This window comes from Pseudomonas sp. B111 (assembly GCF_026428275.1).
Classification (GTDB): domain Bacteria; phylum Pseudomonadota; class Gammaproteobacteria; order Pseudomonadales; family Pseudomonadaceae; genus Pseudomonas; species Pseudomonas aeruginosa.
On the sequence record NZ_CP097857.1, the window covers coordinates 3534569 to 3559720 of the forward strand.

General features: G+C 67.0%; 25 protein-coding genes. 7 read left to right on the forward strand and 18 right to left on the reverse strand.

Features of this window, described 5'->3' with window-relative positions; genetic code table 11:
• The gene (cyoA, locus tag M6E97_RS16370) at positions 1-996 is read right to left on the reverse strand and encodes a ubiquinol oxidase subunit II (RefSeq protein ID WP_003086856.1); all 996 of its coding nucleotides are present in this window, start codon (positions 994-996) and stop codon (positions 1-3) included.
• Positions 997-1622: 626 nt separating this feature from the next.
• Positions 1623-3164, reverse strand: coding sequence for an MFS transporter (locus M6E97_RS16375; RefSeq protein WP_003100101.1), 1542 nt, complete (start codon positions 3162-3164; stop codon positions 1623-1625).
• Between the two features lie 157 nt (positions 3165-3321).
• On the opposite strand from M6E97_RS16375, the gene M6E97_RS16380 reads away from it, so the two are divergent.
• Positions 3322-3936: a TetR/AcrR family transcriptional regulator gene (locus M6E97_RS16380; RefSeq protein WP_003082696.1), complete on the forward strand. Its 615-nt coding sequence runs from the start codon at positions 3322-3324 to the stop codon at positions 3934-3936.
• Positions 3937-3943: 7 nt separating this feature from the next.
• Here M6E97_RS16380 and M6E97_RS16385 read toward each other — a convergent pair whose 3' ends face one another.
• Positions 3944-4330, reverse strand: coding sequence for a DUF4440 domain-containing protein (locus M6E97_RS16385; protein ID WP_003082694.1), 387 nt, complete (start codon positions 4328-4330; stop codon positions 3944-3946).
• 13 nt (positions 4331-4343) lie between these two features.
• Complete coding sequence (locus tag M6E97_RS16390; RefSeq protein WP_003133440.1) at positions 4344-5702, reverse strand: MDR family MFS transporter; 1359 nt, start codon at positions 5700-5702, stop codon at positions 4344-4346.
• Positions 5703-5809: 107 nt separating this feature from the next.
• On the opposite strand from M6E97_RS16390, the gene M6E97_RS16395 reads away from it, so the two are divergent.
• Positions 5810-6721 (forward strand): LysR family transcriptional regulator, encoded by a 912-nt coding sequence (locus M6E97_RS16395; RefSeq protein WP_003133443.1) that lies wholly within the window; start codon positions 5810-5812, stop codon positions 6719-6721.
• 50 nt (positions 6722-6771) lie between these two features.
• Here M6E97_RS16395 and phnX read toward each other — a convergent pair whose 3' ends face one another.
• Positions 6772-7599, reverse strand: a complete 828-nt coding sequence (gene phnX / locus M6E97_RS16400) for a phosphonoacetaldehyde hydrolase (RefSeq protein WP_003100114.1) — start codon at positions 7597-7599, stop codon at positions 6772-6774.
• Between the two features lie 35 nt (positions 7600-7634).
• A complete protein-coding gene (gene phnW, locus M6E97_RS16405) occupies positions 7635-8750 on the reverse strand; it encodes a 2-aminoethylphosphonate--pyruvate transaminase (RefSeq protein ID WP_003086851.1) in 1116 nt (371 codons plus the stop codon).
• 167 nt (positions 8751-8917) lie between these two features.
• Here phnW and M6E97_RS16410 point away from each other — a divergent pair, with 167 nt between their 5' ends.
• A complete protein-coding gene (locus M6E97_RS16410) occupies positions 8918-9778 on the forward strand; it encodes a LysR substrate-binding domain-containing protein (protein ID WP_003109262.1) in 861 nt (286 codons plus the stop codon).
• Positions 9779-9787: 9 nt separating this feature from the next.
• Here the strand turns inward: M6E97_RS16410 and M6E97_RS16415 are convergent, their stop codons facing one another.
• The 4 genes from M6E97_RS16415 to M6E97_RS16430 all read right to left on the reverse strand — a co-directional run bounded on the left by M6E97_RS16415 (position 9788) and on the right by M6E97_RS16430 (position 12114).
• Positions 9788-10312, reverse strand: a complete 525-nt coding sequence (locus M6E97_RS16415; RefSeq protein ID WP_003086848.1) for a DUF2937 family protein — start codon at positions 10310-10312, stop codon at positions 9788-9790.
• Between the two features lie 26 nt (positions 10313-10338).
• A complete protein-coding gene (locus M6E97_RS16420; RefSeq protein WP_003082680.1) occupies positions 10339-11112 on the reverse strand; it encodes a class II glutamine amidotransferase in 774 nt (257 codons plus the stop codon).
• Positions 11113-11115: 3 nt separating this feature from the next.
• Positions 11116-11577 (reverse strand): HIT family protein, encoded by a 462-nt coding sequence (locus M6E97_RS16425; RefSeq protein ID WP_003133454.1) that lies wholly within the window; start codon positions 11575-11577, stop codon positions 11116-11118.
• Positions 11578-11640: 63 nt separating this feature from the next.
• A complete protein-coding gene (locus M6E97_RS16430) occupies positions 11641-12114 on the reverse strand; it encodes a hypothetical protein (protein WP_003086834.1) in 474 nt (157 codons plus the stop codon).
• Positions 12115-12262: 148 nt separating this feature from the next.
• On the opposite strand from M6E97_RS16430, the gene M6E97_RS16435 reads away from it, so the two are divergent.
• The gene (locus tag M6E97_RS16435) at positions 12263-14314 is read left to right on the forward strand and encodes a S9 family peptidase (RefSeq protein WP_033937660.1); all 2052 of its coding nucleotides are present in this window, start codon (positions 12263-12265) and stop codon (positions 14312-14314) included.
• Between the two features lie 76 nt (positions 14315-14390).
• Positions 14391-14930, forward strand: a complete 540-nt coding sequence (lepB, locus tag M6E97_RS16440) for a signal peptidase I (RefSeq protein WP_023112178.1) — start codon at positions 14391-14393, stop codon at positions 14928-14930.
• Positions 14931-14936: 6 nt separating this feature from the next.
• On the opposite strand, the gene hxuC is transcribed toward lepB, so the two are convergent.
• The 5 genes from hxuC to M6E97_RS16465 all read right to left on the reverse strand — a co-directional run bounded on the left by hxuC (position 14937) and on the right by M6E97_RS16465 (position 20079).
• Positions 14937-17492 carry a heme receptor HxuC gene (gene hxuC / locus M6E97_RS16445; RefSeq protein WP_023112179.1) on the reverse strand — a complete coding sequence of 852 codons (2556 nt, stop codon included), beginning with the start codon at positions 17490-17492 and terminating at the stop codon, positions 14937-14939.
• Between the two features lie 128 nt (positions 17493-17620).
• The gene (locus tag M6E97_RS16450) at positions 17621-18604 is read right to left on the reverse strand and encodes a FecR family protein (RefSeq protein WP_023110233.1); all 984 of its coding nucleotides are present in this window, start codon (positions 18602-18604) and stop codon (positions 17621-17623) included.
• Positions 18601-19128, reverse strand: a complete 528-nt coding sequence (locus M6E97_RS16455; RefSeq protein ID WP_023112180.1) for an RNA polymerase sigma factor — start codon at positions 19126-19128, stop codon at positions 18601-18603. The genes M6E97_RS16450 and M6E97_RS16455 overlap by 4 nt, the downstream gene beginning before the upstream one ends.
• 149 nt (positions 19129-19277) lie before the next feature.
• Positions 19278-19727: a YcgN family cysteine cluster protein gene (locus tag M6E97_RS16460; protein WP_003082662.1), complete on the reverse strand. Its 450-nt coding sequence runs from the start codon at positions 19725-19727 to the stop codon at positions 19278-19280.
• A gap of 76 nt (positions 19728-19803) precedes the next feature.
• Positions 19804-20079 (reverse strand): metal/formaldehyde-sensitive transcriptional repressor, encoded by a 276-nt coding sequence (locus M6E97_RS16465; RefSeq protein ID WP_003082658.1) that lies wholly within the window; start codon positions 20077-20079, stop codon positions 19804-19806.
• Positions 20080-20146: 67 nt separating this feature from the next.
• Here M6E97_RS16465 and aitP point away from each other — a divergent pair, with 67 nt between their 5' ends.
• The gene (aitP, locus tag M6E97_RS16470; RefSeq protein WP_009314869.1) at positions 20147-21103 is read left to right on the forward strand and encodes a CDF family iron/cobalt efflux transporter AitP; all 957 of its coding nucleotides are present in this window, start codon (positions 20147-20149) and stop codon (positions 21101-21103) included.
• Positions 21104-21114: 11 nt separating this feature from the next.
• On the opposite strand, the gene M6E97_RS16475 is transcribed toward aitP, so the two are convergent.
• From M6E97_RS16475 to rnd, 3 genes are all read right to left on the reverse strand, one after another.
• Positions 21115-22047 carry a D-2-hydroxyacid dehydrogenase gene (locus M6E97_RS16475; RefSeq protein WP_003086815.1) on the reverse strand — a complete coding sequence of 311 codons (933 nt, stop codon included), beginning with the start codon at positions 22045-22047 and terminating at the stop codon, positions 21115-21117.
• 254 nt (positions 22048-22301) lie between these two features.
• Complete coding sequence (locus tag M6E97_RS16480; protein WP_023095907.1) at positions 22302-22595, reverse strand: YcgL domain-containing protein; 294 nt, start codon at positions 22593-22595, stop codon at positions 22302-22304.
• The gene (gene rnd / locus M6E97_RS16485; RefSeq protein WP_003086813.1) at positions 22592-23716 is read right to left on the reverse strand and encodes a ribonuclease D; all 1125 of its coding nucleotides are present in this window, start codon (positions 23714-23716) and stop codon (positions 22592-22594) included. Before rnd ends, M6E97_RS16480 begins: the two co-directional genes overlap by 4 nt.
• A gap of 140 nt (positions 23717-23856) precedes the next feature.
• Here rnd and M6E97_RS16490 point away from each other — a divergent pair, with 140 nt between their 5' ends.
• On the forward strand, positions 23857-24918 hold the full coding sequence (locus tag M6E97_RS16490; RefSeq protein ID WP_003082649.1) for an SMP-30/gluconolactonase/LRE family protein: 1062 nt from the start codon (positions 23857-23859) through the stop codon (positions 24916-24918).
• Positions 24919-25152 lie beyond the last annotated feature (234 nt).

The following is a 25152-nucleotide window of genomic DNA, read 5'->3' on the forward strand; positions in this document are numbered from 1 at the left end:
TTACTCCTGGGTACTCGGTTGCATGTGCATGTCCTTCATGTCTTTCATGCCCTGCATGGCTTGCATGTCCATGTCCTGCATGTCGTGACCGGTCATGGCGGCTTCGTGCTCAGCCCCGGCGTGCTCGCCGTGCGCGGCACCCTTGGCGTCGCCGTGGTGCTCGTACTTGGTGAGGATGTGGCCGAACAGTTCCGGGCTGACCGAAGAGAAGTAGGTCGGCGGAACGTTCTCGCTCGGCTTGACCAGCTCCGGATAGGTGCCGATCGACAGGCTGGTCGGTGCAGCCTTGACCTTGGCGACCCAGTCCTGGAAGCCCTGCTCGGAGGTGGCGATGGCCTTGAAGCGCATGCCGGAGAAACCGCCGCCGCTGTAGTTCGCGGAGATACCGTCGAACACGCCTTCTTCGTTGGCGATCAGGTGCAGCTTGGTCATCATCCCGGCCATCGAGTAGATCTGGCTGCCCAGCTGCGGGATGAAGAACGAGTTCATCACCGAATCCGAGGTGATCTGGAAATTCACCGGGGTGTCTTTCGGGAAGGCGATCTCGTTGACCGTGGCGATACCCTGCTCCGGGTAGATGAACAACCACTTCCAGTCCAGCGAAACGGCCTGGATGGTGACCGGCTTGACCTCGGAGTCCAGCGGACGGTATGGGTCGAGCTTGTGGGTGCTTTCCCAGGTGATCCAGCCGAGGATCGCGATGATCACGCAGGGCACCAGCCAGACCACCGCCTCGATGCGGTTGGAGTGGTGCCAGTCCGGCTTGTACTCGGCCTGGGTGTTCGAGGCGCGGTACTTCCAGGCGAACGCCAGGGTCATCACGATCACCGGGATGACCACGATCAGCATCAGCAGGGTCGCGGTAATGATCAGGGTGCGCTCGTCCATGCCCACCTGCCCTTTCGGGTTGAACAGGGTCATGTCGCAGCCGCCGAGCAGCAGCGCGGGCGCCAGGGAAAGCCATTTCAATGCGGCAAACGGGTTTGCTTTGGTCATCTTCCGGCCTTAATCGATGGAAGGAGCGAGTGGTCGCTCATGGATGTCTCCTTGCAAGGCTTGTGGCGGAGACCGCTGGCTTCAGCCAGTTCCAGACATGCAGTCGCCACCGGGGTACGGAACGGCCATTGCCCGGCCACGGGAGAAGGCAAGCGGATACCTTTCCCGATTCCGGTGACGGACTCGTTCCACGCGCTGAGTCGTTCCTTGATGAACAGCGTTTTCGAAGCTGTGCCGGAAGAGGCCAAGGGCGGCCAAGGCACGTGCATGCCTGGGCGAGAAGGATTGCCCTTCCCGCCGGGTGATCAGGTCGCAGTTATCGGTCGGCTATTTGTTGTGCAACAGGCAAGGCAGGAACCCATTTATCGCGATGCGGAGCAGAGACTCGCGCGACGCTCGTTGGACCGAAACTGAGCGTCAGTTATTACAATTCATTTCAGCTGAGGAGCCTATGACACATCTTGCAATAGACTTTCTCAAACATAGATAAAGTAGGGCTTTTACCTGCCTGCGACAGGTTGTCGCAGGCCATACCCTAGCACAACAGTTGGAATACGCGAATATTCTTCGCTTCGAGCAGCATAACGCAAGGAAATCGCCCCCACGCCAGCATCGTGACCCGAGAGTCAGTGTCTATCGGCCTGCAACTGTACCCCTGCCGTTCGTCCAGATGCGCCAACTGTATCCGCCGCCGGGCCGGCGCTAACGCGCAGGCGCCAGAGCAGCGCGGCGGCCAGCAGGGCGCTGGCTCCGGCCACCAGCATAGCCAGACGGAAGCCCTCGGCCAGCGCGGCCGGCAGCTCGGCGTCGAGCCCCGCCAGGGAACCAGGCAAGCGATGGGCCGTGATCGCCTGGGTGGCGAGCCGTTGCGCATCGGCAATCCCCAGCTCCTCCAGCCGATCGCCCAGGACGACGATCGCCCGCCCGCTCAGCAGCGCTCCCAGCAACGCGATGCCGACGGCCATGCCGGCCTGGCGCAGGGTATTCATGGTCGCCGAGGCCATCCCGGAACGCTCGCGGGCCACGCTCGCCATGACCGCCAGACCGGTGCCGGGAACGGCCAGGCCCATGCCCAGGCCGAGCGCCACCAGCAACAGGCCGACCCAGGGATACGCGGTTCCCGTACCGCAAGCGGCCAGCGCCAGCATGGCCAGGCCGATCACCAGGTAGCCCAGCACCAGCAGGCGTCGCAGCGGTACGTGCCGCTGCAACCGGCCGAACAGCATGGACAGTGCGCCCATGGCGAGGAACTGCGGCGCCAGGTAGAAGCCGGCCTGCTGCGCCGAGGCACCCTGCACCTGCTGGAAGAACAGGGAGAGGAAGAACAGGCTGGCGTAGCCGGAAAAACCGAGGACGAACGAGGCCAGGTTGCAGACGGCGAACCCGGCCTGGCGGAACAACCCCAGGGGCAGCAGCGGTCGGGCGGTCCGCCGCTCGACGAAGAGGAAGCCAAGCAGGCCGACCCCGGCCAGGAGCAGCGCCGGCCAGGCCGTGGGAGACAACCAGCCGCCCTCTCCCGCGGCGATCAGGGCGTAGGTCAACGCCCCCAGCCAGACCACGCTGAGCAGCTGCCCCAGGGGATCGAAGGCGGCGTGCTCGGGGTGCGCGGTTTCCTCGATGCCCCACAGGCCCAGGGCGAGCGCCAGCAGGCCGAGCGGCAGGTTGATCAGGAAGATGCTCTGCCAGCCGGCGTGCTCCACCAGCAGGCCGCCGAGCAGCGGGCCGAGGATCAGCGACAGCGCGCTGAAGGAGGTCCAGCCGCCGATCACCTGGGCGCGCTGGCCGGGATCGTGGAAAGCCTGGGTAAGGATCGACAGCGCGCCGGGTATCAACAGCGCCCCGGCGATGCCCTGGACCGCGCGTCCGAACAGCAGCAGCGGCAGCGAGGTGGCCAGCGCGCAGAGCAGCGAACCGAAGCTGAACAGGCCGACCCCGAGCAGCCAGGTGAGCTTGCGACCGTAGCGGTCGCTCAGCGGTCCGGAAGACAGCATGAAGGCGCTCAGGCACAGCGCATAGGCGTCGACCACCCACTGCAGGCCGGCCAGGTCGGTATCCAGGGCGTACTGCAGCGTCGGCAGGGCGAGGTTGACGATGCTGATGTCGAGCGAGGCGATGAAGGTTCCCAGGTAGATGGCGGCGACCAGGGCGACACGACGCGAAGGGTTCATGGAGTACTCCGATGAGAGGGCGCTGGCCCAGGAATAATCCATTGACCGACGGTCAGTCAATAAATATCGCGAAACATTCTCATCTTCCTGTCATGCCTCGTCTTCCCCTCCACGCTCTTTTACACTGCGGCCAACCCAACCACCGGACCCGCGCTCCATGCCCGATCGCCACGCCGAACAGCCTGCCCGCCAACCGCGCACCAAGCCTGCGGAGGTTCGTCTCGAGGAACTGATGGCGGCGGCGCAGCAACTGTTCCTAGACAAGGGTGTGGACGCCACCACCATCAGCGACATCGTCGCTGCCGCGGGGGTCGCCAAGGGTACCTTCTATCACTACTTCCAAGCCAAGACCGACATCCTCCTGGCCCTGCGCGAGCGCTTCACCCAGGCTTTCCAGCAGCGCATCGCGAATGCCGTCGAGGCCTGTCCGGCGAACGACCATCCCGGCCGCCTGCGCGCCTGGACCGAGAGCGGCCTGGCGGGCTACCTGGAGGGCTACCGGCTGCACGATGTGGTCTACAGCGAACACCATCACCACCAGCGCGGCAACCAGGAGCGCGACCGCGTGCTGGAGCAATTGGCGGAGCTACTGGAGAACGGCGCGGCGGCCGGCGCCTGGCCGCTGCGCAACCCACGGCTGAACGCCCTGCTGCTCTACTCCGGGCTGCATGGCGCCGCCGACGACGCCATCGCCGGCGGCCGCCTGGATACCCAGCCGCTGGCCGGCGAACTCGCCGATGCCTTCCTGCGCCTGCTCGGTGCCAGCGACTGAGGCAGGCTCAGCCGCAGAAGGTTTCCTGCAGGTGGCGCCAGTACAGCCGCCCTTCGTCGTCACGGTGCAGGACTACGGTGGACAGGCGCTCGCTGCGACCCGCCGCGTCGGACTGGATTTCCCGATAGGCCAGGGTCGCGCCATCCACGCCTGAAGCCAGCAGACTCTCGCCGTCGATCTCGATGCGCAGCCCAGGACGGGTGCCGCCCTTGCTGCGGAACAGCTCGCCCAGAGCAGTCTTGTCCAGGACCACGCCATGCGGCGTGACCATCGAGAAGTCCTCGGCGAAACGCGCCATCAACGCATCCAGCGCGTCAGCCCGTGAGTCGCCGGCCAGCCAGTCGCGGATCGCCACGTGGGCATGGTGGATTTCCCGGCGGTAGGCACAAGTCATGGTGTAGCTCCTTTCAGGTCTGGACCAGGGCGCGAACCCCGGCGGAATCGATACGCCTCACCCACGGCAGAGGCAATAGCGTGAAAGCGGCGGCGAACAGGAAGCAGTGGACGAAGGCCGCGGGGTCGGCCCGCGCCTGCAACAGGTTGAGCAACCCACCGAGCACGGCCATGCCCAGGCAGAACGCCAGTTGCCGATTGATGTTCCACAAGGCGCTGGCATGGCCCATGCGCGCCGCCGGGACGTCGAGCAAGGCCATGCCCTGTGCCGCGCTGCTACACAGGCTGCCGCCGAATCCCATGGTCGCGTAGGCCCCCGCCAGTTGCCAGAAGCCGCTCCCCTCCCCGCTTCGAGCCAGCCACAGCAGGCCGCCGGCCTGTATCGCCATGCCCGCCAGCAGCAAGGATTTCGGCCCCCAGCGATTGAAGCGTCGCCGGGTCAGGCCGATGGCCAGGCCGGCCGCCAGCGCCCAGGGCAGCATCAGCGCACCGGCACGGCTCGCGCTGAGGCCGAGGGGGCCTTGCAGATAGAGCATGGCGACCAGGTTGGCGCCCATGAAGGCTCCCGGCACGCAGAGATAGACCAGCATCGCCGTACGCAGCAATGGCGCCTCCAGCAAGCCAAGGTCGAGCAGCGCGTCGGTACGAGCGCGCCCGTCACGCCAGTAGCAGCAGCCCAGCACGCAGGCCAGCAGCGCCAGGAGCAGGCCACGCCCGCCGCCGCCGGGCGATCCCAGCCAGGCGAGCGCCACCAGCAGCGTGGCCAGCGCCGCCGAGCCGAGCAGCAGGCCGCGCAGGTCCAGGCGCTGCGCCGCATGCTTGTGCCTGGGCAGCCAGCGCATCGCCAGGGCCAGCACCAGCAGCGCCGGCGCCACGCTGGCGAAGAAGATCCCACGCCAGGACAGGCTGTCCACCAGCCAGCCGCCGAGGGCAGGCGCCACGGCGGGAACGATCAGCGCCACCAGCATCACCCGTGCGGTCAGGCCGGCCCGTGCCGACGACGGGACATTCCGATAGGCCATGGCCTGGCCGAGGGGGATCAGTAACCCGCCGGCCAACCCCTGGCACAGGCGCCAGACGATCAACGTCGCCGCCGATCCAGCCAGGCCGCAACCCAGCGAAGCGCTGGCGAAACCGGCCAGTGCCAGCAGCATCAGTCGCCGTTCTCCCAGGCGCGAAGCGAGCCAGACGCTCAACGGAATCACCAGGGTCAAGCCGAGCAGGTAGGTGTTGCCGATCCACGCCAGGGTCGCCACCGAAGCGCCAAGGGAACGCCCGATGTCCGGGTAGGCGACGCTGGCGATGAAGATGTTCACCAGGTCCAGGGCGAACCCCAGCAGGTACAAAGTGGCCAGGCGGGACGGTTGATTCATGGGCGCTCCGGAGGTTTGCCGGGGAGCATAGCGAGGCGCTCGCGCTATCTGGAGAGGCTAATCGCGCATAGACTGTCAAATCGAATTTGACAATAGGGTCGCCTTCCATGGTCAGCCTCGACCGCTTCGAAACCTTTCGCGCCGTGGTCGACTGCGGTTCCCTCAGCGCCGCCGCCGACACCCTCGGCCAGACGCGTGCGGTAGTCAGCTTCAACCTCAAGCGGCTGGAGGCCGAGCTGGGCGTTTCTCTGCTCAGCCGCAGCACCCGGCGGTTGGCCCTGACCGATGCTGGCGAACGCTTCTACCAGCGCTGCGTGAAGGTGCTCGACGAGGCGCGCCTGGCCATCGACGACGCCCGCGCCGAGCATGGCGAACTGCGTGGCAGCCTGCGCGTCACCACCACCCAGGAATACGGCCTGCGCCAACTGGTGCCGGCCCTGCAGGCATTCGCCCGGCTGCACCCGGCGTTGCAGGTACAATTGTCGACCTCATCGCTGCATGCCGACCTGATTGGCGAACGCTTCGACGTCGCGATCCGCCTGGGGCGCCTGGAGGACTCCACCCACCATGCGGTGCAACTGGCCAGCTTCGAGGTCCTGGCGGTGGCCAGCCCGGCCTGCCTGGCGGCGCTCGGCGAACCGCCGCCGACCGACCTGGAGAGTCTGGAGCGCCTGCAGAATCTCGGTCACAGCCGGCTGGCGGACTCCCTGCCCTGGCAAGTACGCGCCCCCGACGGCGCCCTGCGCAGCTACCGCGGACCGCGCCATCCCATGCTGCTGGCCGACAACGCCGCGGCCCTGCGCGCCTTTGCCCTCGACGGCCTGGGTATCGCCGTGCTGCCGGACTGGCTGGTGCAGGCCGACTTGCGCTGCGGCGCACTGCAACGCCTGCTGGCGGACCACGGGTTTCCGCTCCAGGGCGTGCATGCCGTTTATCCGCCGACCCGCCACCTGCCGTCGAAGGTCCGCGCGTTCATCGACTTCCTCAAGACTCGCCTGGGGCACCCGGACGCCGGTTAGAAAACCGAGGCCGCCGCGGTTGCCCGCGGCGGCCTCGGCACAGACGTGGCTCAGTTACCCTGCGGCATCTCGCCGCGCGCCAGGCGCGCATTGATGTCGCGGACCACCGCCGGCAGCTCGGCGATGGTCTCGATCAGGTAGTGCGGACGCGAACCTTCGAACATCTGTTCGATACGCGTCCGCTCGCGCTCCAGTTCGGCCGCCGGCAGCGCCTTGTACTGCTCGTAGGTGAGGCCCAGGGCATTGCCCGAGCAGGTCAGCGCCACCGTCCACATCCCGGCGCGGCGCCCTTCGAGGATACCCGGCCAGGTGTCGTCGACCTTCACGCAGGCCGCCACATCGTCGATCCCCAGGGCGATCACGTTGGCCAGCGCCTGGGCCGGCCATGGCCGGCCGTTGGGCACTTCGTCGGTGGCCACCACGTGGTCGGCGACGTAACCGTTGGTCTCGGCCAGGGCTACCACCTTCTCCATCACCACCGCCGGATAACCGGAACAGGAACCGATCTTCAGGCCCATCCCGCGGAGTTCGGCGATCGCCTGCAGGGCGCCGGGGATCAGCGCCGAATGTTCGGCGATCTTTTCGATCTGCAGCGGCATGAAGCGCTCGTAGATGGCGGTGACATCGTCGTCGCTGGGCAGGCGGCCGAAGACGGCGCGGTAGCGCTCGGCGATCGCCGGGATGTCGCAGAGGGTGCGGATGTGGTCCCACTTGCCCATTCCCATCGGACCGCGCGCTTCCTCCAGGCTGACCTGGACGCCGAATTCGGCGAAAGCCTCGACGAAGATTTGGGTCGGCGCGAAGGAGCCGAAATCGACCACGGTTCCCGCCCAGTCGAGGATGGCGGCCTGGAGGGTGGCTGGCTGGTTGTAATTCATTGTCGTGAACCCTTTTCTGCTCGTTGTCGTTCAGTTCAGATCTCGAGGACTTCCAGTTCGCGCAGCGCCTCGCCGATGGCGGCGACCGCCTGCCGCATCTCCGCGGCGTCGACGTGGCCGATGCAGCCGACGCGGAAGGTTTCCACCTGGGTCAACTTGCCCGGATAGAGGATGAAGCCCTTCTCCCGCACGCGTTGGTAGAAGTCGGCGAAGCGGTAGCGCGGATCGCGCGGCGCGTGGAAGGTAACGATGATCGGCGCCTGGATTTCCGCCGGCAGGAAGCTGCGGAAACCGAGCCGGGCCATCTCGCCGAGCAGCGTTTCGCAATTGCTCGCGTAGCGCCGCTGGCGCGCCGGCAGGCCGCCCTCCTCTTCGTACTGGCTGAGCGCTTCGTGCAGGGCGGCGACCACATGGGTCGGCGGGGTGAAGCGCCACTGCCCGGTCTTGCGCATATAGGCGTGCTGGTCCTGCAGGTCCATGGCCAGGGAGTGGCAGTTGCCGGCGCTGGCTTCCAGGGCGGCGCTGCGGGCGAAGACGAAGCCCATCCCGGGGACGCCCTCCAGGCACTTGCCGGAGGCGGCGATCAAGGCATCGAACGGAACTTTCCGGGCATCGATCCCGATCGCCCCGAAGGAGCTCATGGCATCGACGATCAGGCGCTTGCCGTGACGCTCGACGACCTTGGCGATGGCCTCGAGCGGATTGAGGATGCCGGTGCTGGTCTCGCAGTGGATCAGCGCCACATGGCTGATCGCCGGATCGGCGGCCAGCAGGCGCTCGACGTCAGCGGCGGTGGTCGGCACGTTCTCTTCGGTCTCGAAGGTGCTGAAGGGCCGTTGCAGGACCTCGCAGATCTTCGCCAGGCGCTTGCCGTAGGCACCGTTGATCAACACCAGGACCTTGCCGTCGCGCGGCACCAGGGTGCCGATCGCCGCTTCCACGGCGAAGGTGCCGCTGCCCTGCAACGGTACGCAGGTGTGGCTGCCTTCGCCGCCGACGATCTTCAGCAGGCGCTGGCAGACGCTGGCGGTGAGTTCGTTGAAATCGCTGTCCCAGGAGCCCCAGTCGACCATCATCGCCCGACGGGTACGGTAGGAGGTGGTCAGCGGACCGGGGGTCAGCAGGATAGGTGCGCGTTCGGCAGTGCTCATGCTCATTTCCTCTGCGGGAATCGGCGAAAGAAACCGGATCGGGCTTCGCGGCCCGGGCGGTCGTTCCGCGCCGGCGTTCCGGGGAAGCCTGGAGACATAAGGTGAGCGCCGCGCTACTATCGTTCAAATTGTTTGTTCCGATGCCAGCCATAAGCCAGGCCGATACCATGAATCTCTTCCAGCTCCGCGCCTTCGACGCCGTCGCCCGCGAAGGCAGTTTCACCCGCGCCGCCGAGCGCCTGTGCATCAGCCAGCCGGCGGTGACCGGACACGTCAAGGCACTCGAGGAGCACTACCAGGTCACCCTGTTCCGACGCACCGCCCGGCGCATCGAACTGACCGAGGAAGGCTCGCGCCTGGTGGCGATCACACGCACCCTGTTCGCCCTGGAGGAAGAAGCCGAGGCCCTGCTCGACGCCAATCGACAATTGGTCTCCGGCCGCCTCGAGGTCGCCGCCGACGGCCCGCACCTGGTGATGCCGATGCTCGCCCGGCTGCGCGCGAGCTATCCGGGAATCACCGTCAACCTGCGCCTGGGCAACGCCCAGGAAACCCTCGCGGCGCTGCTCAGCGAACACGTCGACGTCGCCGTGCTGACCGAGGTCGAGGCGCGTCCCGGGCTGTTCCTGGAGGAGTTGGTGAATTCGCGCATCTGCGCCCTGCTGCCTCGCCAGCATCCCTGGTGCGAACGCAGCGAAGGCGTACCGCTGGAAGAACTCGACCAGCAGATCATGGTGCTGCGCGAACCCGGCTCGATCACCCGCCGCACCTTCGACCGCGCCTGCGCCAGCCAGGGCGTGCAGCCGCGGGTGCTGCTGGAGCTGGACAGCCGGGAAGCGGTGACCGAAGCGGTGGCCGCCGAACTGGGCGTCGGCGTGGTGTCTTCCCTGGAGGTCGGCAACGATCCGCGGGTTCGCGCGGTGCCGCTGGTCGGTCCCGAGCTGACCAACTGCCACCTGATCGGCTGCCTGGAGAAGCGCCGCGGCCTGCGGGTGATCAGGGCGTTCCTGGAACTGGCGGCGGCCTGAGTCGCGCCGTCAGCTCCAGTGACGCTCGCGGGTGCGGCGGTCTTCGCCGAAGCCGAACAGCGAGGCCAGCGAATACACGATCAGCTCGGCGATCCAGGCGACCAGCAAGGCGCAGCCCAGGCCCCAGGCGATCACCTCGGGCTTGAGCAGGACCTGGTAGCTGTAGCTGGCATAGGTTTCCATCAGCAACTCATGGTTCGGTGCGCGCAGCATGTGCCAGGCGCGGGCGTACCAGGGCCCCTGCATGGCCTGCCACTCGGCGTCGAGCATGCGCGCGCGGCGCATCAGGCGGTCGAGGTTCTCGCCGTCGCGCTGGAACACCGGATCGCTGTTGCTGCGGTAATGCCTGACCAGTTCCTCCAGGCTGCCGTTGAAGAACTGTCCGGCGGTCTGCTGGAAGCCCTGGATGTTCTGCGCGGCCTCCAGGCGATGGGCGTCGACGCGTTTGGCGTAGTCGTCGATGAAGCCGGGCACCTGCACCCCGAGCAGCAGGCCCAGGGTGAACAGCACCAGTCTCAGGTAACTGCGGAACATGCGCTCTCCTCGTCCACGGCGGCGATTCAGACCCGCCCCTTGGCCAACACCTCGCCGCCCCACCAGAGGACCCACTCGCCGCTCTGCTGCAAAGTCCAGTTCTCGTTGTCGGTGAGCGGCTCGGTGGCGATCACCGTGACCACGTCGTCCGGCGTGGTTTCCGCATGGAAGTCCACGGTCAGGTCGGCATCCTTCAACCGTGCCGGGCCGAACGGCGCGCGGCGGGTAATGTAGGCGAGTTTGCTGGAGCAGAAGGTGAACAGCCAGTCGCCGTCGCTGATCAGGGCATTGAACACGCCTTTCTTGCGATATTCGTCACAGGCCGAGATCAGCACCGGCAACAGCACCTCCACCGGCACCGGCTCGGGGAAAGCCCGGCGCACGCGGTTCAGCAGGTCGCAGAAGGCCGCCTCGCTGTCGGTCTCGCCGACCGGGCGGTAGAAGCCGGGCTTGGGCTGGAAGTCGGCCAGTTGGCCATTGTGCGCGAAGGTCCAGTAGCGCCCGCCGAGTTCGCGGATGAAGGGGTGGGTGTTGCTCAGCCCGACCTTGCCGACGTTGGCCTGGCGGATGTGCCCGATGACCGTCTCGCTCTTGATCGGGAAGCGCTGCACCAGCCGCGCCACCTCCGAATCGACGCTCGCCAGCGGGTCCTGGAACAGCCGCACGCCGCGTCCTTCGTAGAAGGCGATGCCCCAACCGTCGCGGTGCGGGCCGGTGCCGCCGCCGCGCTGCATCAGTCCGGTGAAGCTGAAGACGATGTCCGTCGGGACGTTGGCGCTCATGCCCAATAGTTCACACATGGCTCAAACCTCCCTGAGCAAGGCTGTACGTAGTAGTTCTCCTTCCCGCTGCAGACGCGCCTGCAGGCTCGCGCGACCAACCGGCAGGAAACGGGTCAGGGCGCGCCAGAGCAGTCGCGGCAGGTCGCCGCGACGCCGGGGAATCAGGTGCAGATGCAGGTGCGCCACGTGCTGGTTGGCCGCCACGCCATCGTTGAGCAACAGGTTGATGCCTTCCACGCCGAAACCGGCCCGGCGCAATGCGCGACCGGTACGCTCGGCGAGCGCCGGGAGGGCGTCGCGGGCGGCGGCGGAAAGATCGCTCAGGTGCGGGGCGTGCTCGCGGGCTACGATCAGCACGTGCGCCGGTCGCAGCGGAAAGATGTCCAGCAGGACGATGAAATGCTCGTCCTCGAAGAGTCTGTGCGCCGGCTCGCGGCCACCCGCTATGGCGCAGAACACGCAATCCATGGGAAATCCCGACATAGGCCTCGCCTCATGCTGAACGCCTGCCGGGCGTAGCGCAAGAATGGATTTCGTCGCGAAAGGCTACAGGCGCGGCTCGATGCGCATGCGCCGGTCGCCGTGCTCGTCGGTGCGGGTGTCGACGTCCGGCATCAACTCGGGCTGCATCATCTGCCGCAGGGTCGGCTCGTCCTCGGCATCCTGCGACGGATGCCGGCGATTCTTCCAGGCCCGCTCCAGCGGCCAGCGGATGGCGGCGATCAGCAGGTACAGGCCGAAACCCAGCAGCGCCACCAGGGCCAGGTCGGAGACCGCGCGCCAGGCGTTGTTGCCGACCTTGAACACGACGTCCAGCGCGGTGATGGCGATGGCCGGGGCGTAGAGGTCGTTCTGCGGGTCCACCGGAGTCGGCGTGAACAGCAGGATGAAGACGATCAGCCGCAGGGGTTCGCGCAGCCAGCGCCACATCCAGCCGGTCATCAGCCAGAACACCAGCATCAGGCCGAGTCCGGCGATGGCGTAGGCGCCCCAGGCGATCAGATAGTCTTGTTCATTCATGCGGCGTGCGTGGCGATAGCGGTGATGGGGGGCTTATGATAGCCGCTTTTGCATGCCGACGCGCCTACCCACCGATGGCGGGCGCCGCGCCGCCAGTTTTATTCAGATTTCCCGGCCTCGCGCATGGCCGGATCGACGAGGATTCCCGATGCCCCATCCGCAGCCCCCCATCGCCCGCCGCGACGCCGGACGCGACCCCTACGCCTGGCTGGAGGAGCGCGACGCCCCGGAGGTGCTCGACTACCTGAAGGCCGAGAACGCCTACCTGGATAGCGAACTGGCCTACCAGGCCGGGTTGCGCGAGACCCTGTTCGAGGAGATCAGGGGACGCATCCGCGAGACCGACCTGTCGTTGCCCAGTCCCTGGGGTCCGTGGCTGTACTACCAGCGCACCACCGCCGGCGATGAATACCCGCGCCACTACCGCTGCCCACGTCCGGCGGACGGCAGCCTGGCGGTCGACGAAGGCGCCGAGCAACTGTTGCTCGATCCCAACCAGTTGGCCGACGGCGGCTTCCTCTCCCTCGGCGCCTTCAGCATCAGCCCCGACCAGAGCCTGCTGGCCTACAGCCTGGACACCAGCGGCGACGAGATCTACCGCCTGTTCGTCAAGGACCTCGCCAGCGGCTCGGTGCAGGCCCTGCCCTTCGACGACTGCGACGGCAGCCTGACCTGGGCCAACGACAACCGCACACTGTTCTTCGGCGAACTGGACGACACCCACCGCCCGCACAAGCTCTATCGCCACCGCCTGGGCGAGGCCGGCGCCGAGCTGGTGTTCGAGGAAGGCGACGGGCGCTTCTTCCTGCACTGCTACCGCTCCAGCTCGGAACGCCAGTTGATCCTCCTCCTCAACAGCAAGACCACCAGCGAGGCCTGGGTGCTCGACGCCGACCAGCCGCAGGGAACGTTCCGCTGCCTGGCGCCGCGCGAGGAAGGCCATGAGTACTACCCCGACCACGGTCGCCTCGACGGCCGGGGCCTGTGGTTGATCCGCAGCAACCAGGCGGGGATCAACTTCGCCCTCTACCAGGCCGAGGAGTCGCGGCCGACTCGCGAGCACTGGCAACTGCGCGTGGCCCACGACCCGCAGCGGACCCTGGAAGATGTCAGCCTGAACGCCGAGGCGGTGATCCTCGGCCTGCGCGACGGCGGCCTGCCGGTGATCGAGGTGCAACCGCAGGGCCTGCCGGCCTACCGCGTGCAGTTGCCGGACGCCGCCTACAGCCTCTACGTGCAGGACAGCCTGGAATTCGACAGCCCCTGTGTGCGACTGCGCTACGAGGCCCTGAACCGTCCGGCGCAGGTACGCCAGCTGAACCTCGCCGATGGCACGCAGACCGTCCTCAAGCAGACCCCGGTGGAAGGCCCCTTCGACGCCGACGCCTACGCCAGCCGGCGCATCTGGGCCAGCAGCGGCGACGGCACGCAGGTGCCGGTCAGCCTGGTGGCGCGCAAGGAAGTCCTCGACGGCATCGCCGCCGGGCGCCCCGCGCCGCTCTATCTCTATGGCTACGGCGCCTACGGGCATAGCCTCGATCCCTGGTTCTCCCACGCTCGCCTGAGCCTGCTCGAACGCGGCTTCGTCTTCGCCATCGCCCATGTCCGTGGCGGCGGCGAACTGGGCGAAGCCTGGTACCGGGCCGGCAAGCTGGAACACAAGCAGAACAGCTTCGACGACTTCATCGCCTGCGCCGAGCACCTGCTCGCCGAGGGCTACTGCCGTCCCGAGGGCCTCGCCATCAGCGGCGGCAGCGCCGGCGGGCTGTTGATCGGCGCGGTGCTCAACCAGCGCCCGCAACTGTTCGGCGCGGCGATCGCCGAGGTGCCGTTCGTCGACGTGCTGAACAGCATGCTCAATCCGGACCTGCCGCTGACCGTCACCGAATACGACGAGTGGGGCAACCCGCAGGAGCCCGAGGTGCATGCGCGGATCGCCGCATACGCGCCCTACGAGAACGTCAGGGCCCAGGACTACCCGCACCTGCTGGTGGTCGCCGGCTACAACGACAGCCGCGTGCAGTACTGGGAAGCCGCCAAGTGGGTGGCGAAACTGCGGGCGACCAGGACCGACGCCAACCTGCTGTTGCTCAAGACCGACCTCGGCGCCGGCCACGGCGGCATGAGCGGCCGCTACCAGGGGCTGAAGGACGTGGCGCTGGAATACGCCTTCCTGCTCAAGGTCCTCGGCCTGGTATGACGACCGCGGGGGCCGGCGACGCCGGCCTTCCGCCACGAAAAAGGGAACCTTCGTGAAACGACGCTTCTGGCCCGCCATGGGCCTGCTCGCCGCGATCATGCTGGCCGTCTACCTGGCGAATCCGTTCGGCACCGCCAGTCTCGACCCGCGCGCGCGGCTCCTCGGCGTGGCGCTGTACAAGATCCCTTCGCGCTCGATGGAACCGACCTTGCAACAGGGCGACTTCATCCTCGCCAACGCCGCGCGCTACGCCTTCGCCGACCCGCAGGTCGGCGACCTGGTGGTGTTCCGCTTCCCGCCGCAGCGCAGCATCGCCTATGTGAAGCGCATCGCCGGGATACCCGGCGATCGCGTGCGAATCGATGGCGGCCGGCTCTACGTCAATGACCACCAGGTGACCGAGCCCTACCTGGCGCAGCAGGCGCTGCACCAGCCGGACTCCCTGCGCATGGCCGAGCGGACCGTCCCCGCCGGCCACTACTTCATGCTCGGCGACAACCGCGACAACTCCAACGACAGCCGCTACTGGGGCTACGTACCGCGCGCCGACCTGGTCGGCCGGGTGTTCGTCGTCTGGTATGCCGAGGACACCCGGCGCATCGGTTCGGTGCGCTGACGCCCCTCAGAAGAACTGGGTGACGCTGATCTTGGCGTTGCGTCCCTGGCTGTAGACCAGGTCGCCGCCCAGCGGCTGGCGATAGGAGCGGTTGAACAGGTTGTCCACGGTGAAGTCGATGCGGGTGTCCTTCAGGCCCAGCTTGGCCGGGACCCACTCGGCGAACAGCCGATGGGTGTCGTAGCTGTCGTTGGCCGCGTGATCCCAGTAGATATCGCCGGAACCGGTACCCATCCCGCCGCTGTAGCGATCGCTGGGCAGGCGGTCGGTCTTGCGCACGAACTCGCCCTGCCAGCCGAGCTTGGCGTCCCATTCCGGAACCTTCAGGCCGAGCATGGCCACCCACTTCGGCGGCGGGATGTCGCGCGCCCACACGTTCGGTCCCCAGGGATTGCTGTAGGCACCATCGTGCTTGCCGGTCATCCACGAGTAGGACAGGCTGCCGAACAGCCGCTGGCTGTCGTAGAAGCTCTCGATCTCGAAGCCCTTGATGGTCAGGCCCGGCAGGTTGCGGTAGTTGCTCAGCGGCAGCATGTCGCCGCAGCTACCGCCGATACTGCCGTTGTCGATCGACTGCTGGCGGCAGCCGACGCTGCGGGTGCGGAATATCTCGTCCTTGATGCGGTTCTGGAACAACGTGGTGCGGATCTGCAGGCTGTCGCCGGCGACCAGCAGGTCCGGCAGGTTGATCACGCTGCCGCCACGGATCGCATGGATGCGCTCGGCGTCCAGGTCGCGGCTGCTGCCACCGATGGTCGAACTGTTCTGCACTTCGTACTGCTCGTCGATCACCGGCGCTCGCCAGGTCTCGGTGTAGTCGGCGAAGAACGCCAGGTTCGGCGTCGCGGTCCAGAACACCGACAGCCGCGGCGACCAGCCGGAGTAGGTCTGGGCGCGATAGTCATGGCCGAGCTTGGGATTGTCGTAGATCGGCGCCAGGTTGGCCTGGCCGTCGTTGCGCACGCTGTCGAAGCGCATCGATGGGGTGACGGTCAGGCTGCCGTAGGTGATCGCGTCCTGGATGTAGAAGCTCTGCGTGTCCTGCTTGCCGGCCGGCATGAATGCCGGTTGCAGCCAGCCGTAGTTGTAGCGCGGGGTCTCGTAGGTCTTGCCCGGCATGTGCATGAGGATGTCGCGCTTGTGCTTGTGCAGCGCCGTGCCCAGGGTCAGCTCGTGCTGTAGCGCTCCGGTATCGAAACGGCTGGTGTTGCGCAGTTCCAGGACCTTGTCCTGGTACTCGGTACGCATCCGCTTGCCGCCGGTGGCGAGCTGGTAGAAGGCGGTGTCCTCGCGACGGTCGAGTTGCTCGGTGCGGGCGTCGGAATAGCTCAGTTGCAGGTCGATCCAGGGATTGTCCAGCGGATGGTAGTTGTACTTGCCGGTCCAGGTGGTGTCGGTGGTATCGCGGTGGGCCAGCAGGCGGGTCAGGCCCAGCTCGTAGCCGTAGCGGTCGATGGTCCACTGGCTCGGCGGGGTCGGGTAGCTGCTGGCGGAGAACGGCGTCCAGCGCGAGCTTTTCGAGCGCAGGTAGGTGAAGCCCAGGTCGTGCTCCTCGGTGGGGTGCAGGTTGAGCTTGAACAGGCCGGTCTTCTCGTCCTGGGCGCTGTTGGGCAGGCGCTTGGGGTTGATCGGGTAGTCGGTGGGCGACAGCGGCAGGTTGTCGGCCAGCTTCATGTCGCGGCCGTCGCGGCCGTTGAGGTAGAGCAGGGCATCGACGCGGCGGTCTTCGCTGCGACCGAACACGGCGCCGGAGTAGATCTTCTGCTGGTCGTTGGAGTGATAGCCGTACTTGAGCATGGCGCCGAGGTCGCGGTCTTCGCGCAGCAGGTCCGGGGCGTCCTTGGTCTCCATGTGCACGGTGCCGCCGAAGCCGCCATTGCCGGTGAACACCGAGTGCGGCCCCTTCTCCACCTCGATGCGCTTGATCATTTCCGGTTCGATGAACACGGTGCCTTGCTGGTAGCGCTCGAAGCCGCTCTTCTGCGCGCCGTCCAGGGTATAGGGCACGTCCTCGGCGTCGCCCAGGCCCCAGATGTTGGTGGTCTGTCCGCCCGGCTTGGGCGAGCCGCCCATGGTCACCCCGGGCAGGGTCTGCAGCAGGCTGGGGATGTTGTCCGCCTGCTGGCGTTCGATATCCCGCCGGGTCAGGGTCGAGCGGCCGACGTTGCTGGCGTCCACTTCGCGACCGTTGCCGACGATGGTCTGCGCGTCCAGTTGCAACGCGTTGTCGCTGTAGGCGTCGACCTGGCGCCGGCGCACCACGTAGCCGCCGCCCGCCTCCACCAGCTCCAGCTCGGAACCGACCAGCAACCGCTCCAGCGCCTCGCGCACCCCGTAGCTGCCGCTCAGCGCCGGAGCGCGCAGGCCCCGCAGGAGCGACTCGTCGAACAGCACCTGGACCTGCGCCTGCTGCGCCAGGCGCGACAGCGAGGCGGCCAGCGGCTGCGCCGGCAGGTCGAAGCGTCGTTCGGCAGCGCTGGCGCCGGCGGCCCACAACGCGGCGCCGAGCACGGCGGCGGAACACAGTGGGCGCCAGGCGGCGCGGGTGAAAGGCAAGGTCATGCTGGAACTCTCCCCAAGTGACTGCTGGATGTCGCCGGCAGCGGCGACGGACAGCAGAGAAGACGCAGCAGGGAGAAAAACCCACATATGCGAATGAAAAATATTTTCATTAATGCTGAAGACGCGCCTCAGCGCGCCAGGATCAGCACCTCGCCGCCAGCCTGCGGCTGTACCCGCACCGGCAATAGCGCCGGCAGGGCGAGGAGAAAATCGTCGGGGCGGGCGATCCGCACCGTGCCGGAGACCCGCTTGCCGGCAAGCCGGGGATCTCCCAGGCGGATCGGCGCGGCGCGATAGCGCGACAGTTCCTCCACCAGTTCGCCCAGCGGCTTGTCGCGGAACACCAGTTGCCCATCGCGCCAACTGGCGACCTGCTCCGGCGCCACATGGCCGAGTTCCAGGCGCTGGTCGGCGAGGTCCAGGCGCGCGCTGTCGCCAGCCAGCAGCACATGTTCGGCATCCTTCTCCAGGGACGGCTGCAACGCCACGCGCCCCTGTTTCACCGCCACGGCGAGGGCCTGCGCGTTGCGCCGGACGCTGAACTGGGTGCCAAGTACGGTGACCCGGCTGTCGCCGCTGCCGACCCGGAACGGCCGGGCCGGATCGTGGCTGACCACGAAGAACACCTCGCCTTTCTTCAACAGCACGTCGCGGGTGCGCTCGGCGTAACGCACCTGCACCTGGGTATCGACGTCGAGGAACAGCTTCGAGCCGTCCGCCAGGACCACCTCGCGCTGCTCGCCAGGCGCCGTGCCGTAGGCGAGGTTCGGCCCGAGCGACTGGTCGCGCCAGAACAGGGTGGCGACGAGCAGCGCGCAGAACACGAAGAACGCCGCCGCCAGCGCCCGTGGCAGGCGCCAGGCCGGCACCGGCTCGGGAATATCGTCCAGCGCCGGGCGCGGCAGGCCGTCGAATTCGCGCCAGAGCCGCTCCATGCCCTCGAGCGCTTCGCGATAGCGCGGATCGGCGCGTAGCCAATCCTCCAACTCGGCCCGGCAGGCAGCGCTGAAATGCCCGGAACGACGCCGGCTGAACCAGTAGGCGGCGCGGTGATCGATGTCCTCTTCGGTTTCGTCGGCGAACAGCGGTTCCAGTCGTTCCAGCGGCTTCATCCTTCGCCTCCCTGGCCAAGCCGCCGCTTGCAGTGCAGCAAGGCGCTGGCGATGTGCTTTTCCACCATGCTCAGGGAGATTCCCATGCGCTCGGCCACTTCGACCTGGGACAGGCCGTCGAACTTGTGCAGGACGAACGCTTCGCGCCGCCGCGGCGGCAACTCGGCCAGCGCGGCCGCCAGGTGGCTGAGGCGCTGCTGCTGTTCGAAACGCTCGCCCGGCCCGGCCGCCTCGCCTTCCAGCGCGGCGGGTTCGTCGTTCGCCGCCGGCCGGTCGAGATCCTGGCCGCGGCTCTGCTGCCGGCGCCAATGGTCGCGCAACAGGTTGCGGGCGATCTGGAAAAGAAATGCGCGCGGCTGCTCGACCGATTGCCGGCCCGGCCATTTCAGCCACTGGGCGAAAATATCCTGGGCAAGGTCGGCGGCGTCCGCCGAACTGCCCAGGTGCTTGCGCAGGAAGCGCAGCAACTCGCCATGAAACGCCTGATAGGCATGCGAGACGGAACCACGGAAGCGCTCATCCATCCGTGCATCCTCCGGCGGCGCCCCCCGCGCCGTTGACCCGCTGCAACACCTCGCCTCCCCGCTTCCGTCGGATACGGAAGTCCCTTCGCAAATATGCGAATGATAATACATATCATTTCACAAGGTAAGGAAGTGCGACGGACGCGAGCTCAGCCGGCGCGGAAGATCAGGTAGTCCTCCCAGTCGTCCTCGGCCACCTGGGTCTCGCTGAGCATGCGCCCGGACTGGGAAATACGTTCCTTGTGGACCCGCTCCGGGTCGCCGCAAACCAGGTGGTGCCAGAGCGGCAGGTCCTTGCCTTCGGCAACCAGGCGATAGCCGCAGGTCGGCGGCAACCACTGGAACTCGTCGGCCTGCGCCGGGGTGAGCTGGATGCAGTCGGGGACGAAACGGATGCGCTCGGCGTAGTTGGTGCAGCGGCAGCTTTGCAGGTCGAGCAGCTTGCAGGCGATACGCGTGTAGTAGACGCTGCCGTCGTCCTCGTCCTCGAGCTTCTGCAGGCAGCACAAGCCGCAACCGTCGCACAGCGACTCCCACTCGTCCTGGTCGAGTTGGGCGAGGGTCTTGCGTTTCCAGAAGGGTTCGACTTTGGCGGCCATGGCATCGGGGGCTGGTGAAAAGGCGCGATAGTCTAGTCCCCCGCCCCTTCCAGGCCAAGCACCGGCCGGCACATGGCTACTTCAGGTAGGAGCGCAGCGCGGTCACCACCAGCTCCAGGTCTTCGCGACGCTGCTCCGCGCTCGCCTGCTCGGCGCCGAGGTGTTCGCGGATGTGCCCCTCCAGCACTTCGTTCATCAGGCCGTTCACCGCACCGCGGATCGCCGCGATCTGCTGCAGCACCGCCGCGCATTCGCTGCCCTCTTCCAGCGCCTGCTCCAGCGCCCGGGTCTGCCCGGCGATGCGGCGCACCCGCGCCAGGAGCTTCTTCTTCCCATGGATGGTATGGGCCACCGCTCTCTCCTCCAGGTAATATACTGGGGTATAGTATATTTTCGACGTCTCGACAGGACAGTAGCAAATGCCCGGCACCCCGACTACCCAGCCCCTGCGCCATTCCCATCGGTTCGACCAGGGCAACCCGCTGGCCGAGCGCAACACGCGCTGGGCGGTATTGCTCACCGCCTGCATGATGGTCGCGGAAATCGCCGGCGGCTGGCTGTTCAACTCCATGGCCCTGCTCGCCGACGGCTGGCACATGAGCTCCCATGCCCTGGCCCTGGGTCTTGCGGTACTCGCCTACGGCGCCGCGCGGCGCTATGCCAACGACCCGCGCTTCAGCTTCGGTACCTGGAAGATCGAGGTGCTCGGCAGCTACACCAGCGCCCTGCTGCTTCTGCTGGTAGCCGGGCTGATGCTCTACCAATCGGTCGAACGCCTGCTCGACCCCAGCCCGATCCACTACCAGCAGGCGATGCTGGTCGCCGCGCTCGGCCTGCTGGTCAATCTCGCCTGCGCCTGGCTGCTGCGCGACGGCCATGCCCACCACGGGCACGACCACTCGCACCATCACCACGACCACGACCATCATGCCCACCGGCACGATCTGAATCTGCGCGCCGCCTACCTGCACGTGCTGGCGGATGCCGCCACCTCGCTGCTGGCGATCGTCGCGCTGGCCGGCGGCCTGCTGTGGAACGCGGCCTGGCTGGACCCGCTGATGGGTATCGTCGGCGCGGTACTGGTCAGTGTCTGGGCATGCGGCCTGATCCGGCAGAGCAGTCGGGTATTGCTGGATGCGCAGATGGACGCGCCGGTGGCTGCGGAAATCCGCGCAGCGATCGCCAGCAGCCCGCTGCCGGCGGAACTGCTCGACCTGCACCTGTGGCAGGTCGGCCAGGGCAAGTACGCCTGCCTACTGAGTCTGCTGACCACCGAGGAAGGCAGCGCCGACTATTTCAAGCGCCGCCTGGCCGAGCATGAGGAACTGGTGCACATCACCGTCGAGGTGAATCCGCTGCTCCCGCTCGCTGCCTGAGGGAACGCGGCTCAGTAGCCGCGAGCGAAGTCCACCTCGCCACGCATGGCGGTGCCCGCCCAGAAGCGCGCGAGGTTGTCGCGGAACAGTTCGACCATCGCCCCCGGCAGGGTCGGCGCGGCGGTGTGGCCGGTCAGCAAGAGGCGCGGGGTATGCCAGAACAGGTGGTTGGCCGGCAGCGGCTCTTCGCGGCAGACGTCGATCACCGCGCCGGCCAACTGGTTGTTCTCCAGCGCCGCCACCAGGTCGGCGTCCACCACCGCGACGCCACGCCCGGCGTTGATGAACAGCGCCGTGGATTTGAGCCGGGCGAACAGCGCACGGTCGTAGATGTCGTGGGTATCGGGGGTGTCGGGCAGCAGGTTGATCAGGTAGTCGGCCGTCTCCACCAGGCGGCCGAGGTCGTCGAGCGAGCCCATGCGGTTGAACGGCACCAGCGAACGCGGATTCTTCGCCACCCCGGTCAGGTCCATGCCGAAGCCGGACAGGGTATGCGCCACCGCCTGGCCGATCTCCCCGGTACCCACGATCACCGCCTGCCGGCCACGCAACCCGCCAGGCGTGCGGCTATCCCATTGCGAACCGACCTGGCTGGCCAGGCGACCGAGGAACTGGCGCTCGTGGGCGAGCATGTAGGTCAGCAGGTATTCGCTCATCACCTGGCCGAAGATGCCTACCGCGCGTGTCAGGCTGTAGTCCTTCGGCAGGTCGGCGGCCAGCAGCGGCGTGATGCCCGCCCAGGTCGACTGCACCCAGACCGGATGCACGCCCTGGCGCAGCATCTGCGCCACCAGGTCGGGCTGGCCGAGCCAGATCGAGCACTCGCTGGCGGCGTCGATGAGTTGCAGGGGGTCGTCCCCCGCCACCACCTTCAGGCTGGGGTCGGCCGCCATCAGCAGCGCGGCATAGAGAGCGTGGTCACGTTCGAGAATCAGCAAGCGCATGGGTCACACTGCCAAGCCGGACAAGGGCTGGCGATCAGGCCGGAGAATATTGTTCTTTCATGCATCACGGCTCCTGGAGGGAAGCCCTCGAGAGCAGCAGGATTGGCGCTGGTAGACCACGGTCGCTGCCAGGGGTTCCGCTATCGTGCGACATCTTGCGGACATCATGCACCGAAGGCGCAGCCTTGCACAGAGCGGGTTTCACGTCGTTAAAGTGGCGCCGGGAAGCCGGCGCCAGCGGGGTACGGCTCGCGTCAGAGCGGGTCGTTCATGCGCAGCAACTCTTCCGGGAGATGCTCGATGTACTCTTCTTCGCCCGGCGGCATCTGCAGGTGGAAGCCCTGCTTCTCGATGTTCTCCAGGACCTTGGCGACATCCTCGCGGGCCAGTTGGCGCTCGGGGGTGAGCAGCAGGTCGAAGACATGTTGCGGCGCGCCGAACGACACCAGCAGGGCCTCGGGCACGCGGCTCAACGCCTCGCGCTTGTCGACGTAGAGGTACATCTCGTTCTTGCGCGGGCTCTTGTAGACGGAACAGATTCGTTTCATGCGCTCTCCAGGGCGTCCAGCAGGGCCTGGCCCATGCGTTCGCGGCGCCAGCCGCGGAGGGAATCGGGTAGTTCGTAGGGACCGTCGGGATAGCCGCTCTTGAGCAGTGCCTCGAGGATCTTCTTGCGCAGCATCAGCTCGGGCGCCATGCCCAGGGTCTCCGCTTCGCGCTGGCCGATGGCGCGCAGGCTCTTGAGCAGCGGGGTGACCTCCGGCGGCAGCGGCTCGGGCAGCGCCTCGGGCCATTCGCTCTGCGGCAGGCGCGCAGCCTGGGCGATCAGTTCGATGAGGAAGTCGCCGTCCTGGCGCACGGTGCGCGGATGCATGTCCTCGATCGCCGCCAGGTCGGTCTTGTTCTTCGGCAGCAGGCGCGCCAGCGGCCACAGGGTGCGTTCGCGCAGCACGTGGTTGCGCGGCCGGTTGCGCAGGCGTGCCTGCTCCTCGCGCCAGGCGCAGAGTTCGCGGAGCACCGCCAGTTGCTGCGGACGCAGCCGCCAACCCAGCTTGACCTCGCGGTAGGCCTCGCGCGGATCGCTCTCGCGGCAGAGGTTGGCGACCAGTTCGGCGCCGTCCTCCAGCAGCCAGGCGCGTTTCTCCTCGCTCAGCCGCGCATCCAGGGCCAGGTAGACCTGGGCGAGGTGCTGGACGTCGTCGGCGGCGTAGCGCATCTGCATCTCGGTGAGCGGCCGTTGCAACCAGTCGGAACGGGTCTCGTCCTTGGGCAGGTCGATGTCCAGCACCTCCTTCACCAGCTTCGAATAGCCCATCGAATGGGCCATACCGAGATAGGCGGCGGCCAACTGCGTATCGAACAGCGGCACCGGCAGGCTGCCGGTGAGGCGCAGGAACACCTCGAGGTCTTCGCTACAGGCGTGCAGCACCTTCACCACCCGCTCGTCTTCGAGCAGTTCGGCGAAGGGACTCCAGTCCTGGATCAGCAGCGGATCGATCAGCCACTCCTGCCGGCCATCGCCCACCTGCACCAGACCGGCCGCGGGATAGAAGGTATCGACGCGCATGAACTCGGTATCGAGCGCGAGGTACGGCTGTGTGCGCCATTCCCGGCATTGCTGCGCCAGGCTGGCATCATCGCGGATCCACTGGATTTCGGGCGCGGTCACGAACATCTCCTTGGTCAAGTGCGGCGCATTATATAGAGCCTCGCGCCCTGCGAGCATTCCGCTCGGCACCGCGCTTGCCGATGAACGTAGCGAATGTCCATACTCCGCCCCTTGTCCGACAATCCGAACAAGGGAACTGCATGAAGAAGCTCAGCGGAATAATCGTCCTCCTGCTGGCTGGCGCGGCTCTTTACCTGGCCCTGAAGACCAGCCCGATCGACCCGCTCGCCTGGGATGCCCCGGCCGCTCCGCAGATGACCGGGGTCCTCGAACCCAACGACACCCTGATGAAGGCCGAGCTGCTTGGCCAGGGCCAACTGCACGGCCCCGAGGACACCGCCGTGGACAGCCAGGGCCGCGTCTATGCTGGTCTCGCCGACGGCCGCGTGGTACGCCTGGACGCCAGCGGCAAGGTCGAGACCTTCGTCGACACCGGCGGCCGCCCGCTGGGCATGGACTTCGATGCCGCCGGCAACCTGATCCTCGCCGACGCCTGGAAAGGCCTGTTGCGCATCGATCCGCAGGGCAAGGTGGAAACCCTCGCCACCGAGGCCGACGGCGTCCCCTTCGCCTTCACCGACGACCTCGACATCGCCAGCGACGGCCGCATCTACTTCAGCGACGCTTCCAGCAAGTTCCACCAACCCGACTACATCCTCGACCTGCTCGAGGCCCGACCGCACGGCCGCCTGCTGCGCTACGACCCGTCCACCGGCAAGACCGAGGTGCTGCTCAAGGACCTGTACTTCGCCAATGGCGTGGCACTCTCGGCAAACGAGGACTTCGTACTGGTCAACGAGACCTACCGCTATCGCATCACCCGCTACTGGCTGAAAGGCGAGAAGGCTGGCCAGCACGAGGTGTTCATCGACAACCTGCCGGGCTTGCCGGACAACCTCCAGGGCGACCGCAAGGGTACCTTCTGGGTGGCCCTGCCGACCCCGCGCAAGGCCGACGCCGACTTCCTCCACCGACATCCCTGGCTGAAGGCGCAGCTGGCCAAGCTGCCGCGCATGTTCCTGCCGAAGCCCACTGCCTACGGGCTGGTCATCGCCATCGACGAACAGGGCAGGATCGTCCGCAGCCTGCACGACACCAGCGGCCACCACCTGCGCATGATCACCTCGGCGAAGCCGGTGGGCGACCAGCTCTACTTCGGCAGCCTGGAAAACGACCGGATCGGCCGCCTGGCGATTCCCTGAAAAAGCCGAGGCGAAAAAAAGCCCGGCGCAAGCGCCGGGCCAAGCCAATCGGACAAGCGTTCCGAGGGATAGAACACAGGAGCGGATACCTCGGAACGAGCCGATTCTGCATGTCTGGACAAATACCTCGCTGCCGGGCGAGGCTGATGACCGAGTAGGAATCTTCCTCGCCTGGAGCCAGCCCTTTCCTTTCGCCATTTCTCCGCCTCGCCGCGCGACGCCGGGATGACGCGA

Coding starts and splice junctions, on each gene's coding strand:
- cyoA (WP_003086856.1), bottom strand. CDS start 996: ATGACCAAAGCAAACCCGTTTGCCGCATTGAAATGGCTTTCCCTGGCG.
- M6E97_RS16375 (WP_003100101.1), bottom strand. CDS start 3,164: ATGAACCCTTCGCGTCGTGTCGCCCTGGTCGCCGCCATCTACCTGGGA.
- M6E97_RS16380 (WP_003082696.1), top strand. CDS start 3,322: ATGCCCGATCGCCACGCCGAACAGCCTGCCCGCCAACCGCGCACCAAG.
- M6E97_RS16385 (WP_003082694.1), bottom strand. CDS start 4,330: ATGACTTGTGCCTACCGCCGGGAAATCCACCATGCCCACGTGGCGATC.
- M6E97_RS16390 (WP_003133440.1), bottom strand. CDS start 5,702: ATGAATCAACCGTCCCGCCTGGCCACTTTGTACCTGCTGGGGTTCGCC.
- M6E97_RS16395 (WP_003133443.1), top strand. CDS start 5,810: ATGGTCAGCCTCGACCGCTTCGAAACCTTTCGCGCCGTGGTCGACTGC.
- phnX (WP_003100114.1), bottom strand. CDS start 7,599: ATGAATTACAACCAGCCAGCCACCCTCCAGGCCGCCATCCTCGACTGG.
- phnW (WP_003086851.1), bottom strand. CDS start 8,750: ATGAGCACTGCCGAACGCGCACCTATCCTGCTGACCCCCGGTCCGCTG.
- M6E97_RS16410 (WP_003109262.1), top strand. CDS start 8,918: ATGAATCTCTTCCAGCTCCGCGCCTTCGACGCCGTCGCCCGCGAAGGC.
- M6E97_RS16415 (WP_003086848.1), bottom strand. CDS start 10,312: ATGTTCCGCAGTTACCTGAGACTGGTGCTGTTCACCCTGGGCCTGCTG.
- M6E97_RS16420 (WP_003082680.1), bottom strand. CDS start 11,112: ATGTGTGAACTATTGGGCATGAGCGCCAACGTCCCGACGGACATCGTC.
- M6E97_RS16425 (WP_003133454.1), bottom strand. CDS start 11,577: ATGTCGGGATTTCCCATGGATTGCGTGTTCTGCGCCATAGCGGGTGGC.
- M6E97_RS16430 (WP_003086834.1), bottom strand. CDS start 12,114: ATGAATGAACAAGACTATCTGATCGCCTGGGGCGCCTACGCCATCGCC.
- M6E97_RS16435 (WP_033937660.1), top strand. CDS start 12,263: ATGCCCCATCCGCAGCCCCCCATCGCCCGCCGCGACGCCGGACGCGAC.
- lepB (WP_023112178.1), top strand. CDS start 14,391: ATGGGCCTGCTCGCCGCGATCATGCTGGCCGTCTACCTGGCGAATCCG.
- hxuC (WP_023112179.1), bottom strand. CDS start 17,492: ATGACCTTGCCTTTCACCCGCGCCGCCTGGCGCCCACTGTGTTCCGCC.
- M6E97_RS16450 (WP_023110233.1), bottom strand. CDS start 18,604: ATGAAGCCGCTGGAACGACTGGAACCGCTGTTCGCCGACGAAACCGAA.
- M6E97_RS16455 (WP_023112180.1), bottom strand. CDS start 19,128: ATGGATGAGCGCTTCCGTGGTTCCGTCTCGCATGCCTATCAGGCGTTT.
- M6E97_RS16460 (WP_003082662.1), bottom strand. CDS start 19,727: ATGGCCGCCAAAGTCGAACCCTTCTGGAAACGCAAGACCCTCGCCCAA.
- aitP (WP_009314869.1), top strand. CDS start 20,147: ATGCCCGGCACCCCGACTACCCAGCCCCTGCGCCATTCCCATCGGTTC.
- M6E97_RS16475 (WP_003086815.1), bottom strand. CDS start 22,047: ATGCGCTTGCTGATTCTCGAACGTGACCACGCTCTCTATGCCGCGCTG.
- M6E97_RS16480 (WP_023095907.1), bottom strand. CDS start 22,595: ATGAAACGAATCTGTTCCGTCTACAAGAGCCCGCGCAAGAACGAGATG.
- M6E97_RS16490 (WP_003082649.1), top strand. CDS start 23,857: ATGAAGAAGCTCAGCGGAATAATCGTCCTCCTGCTGGCTGGCGCGGCT.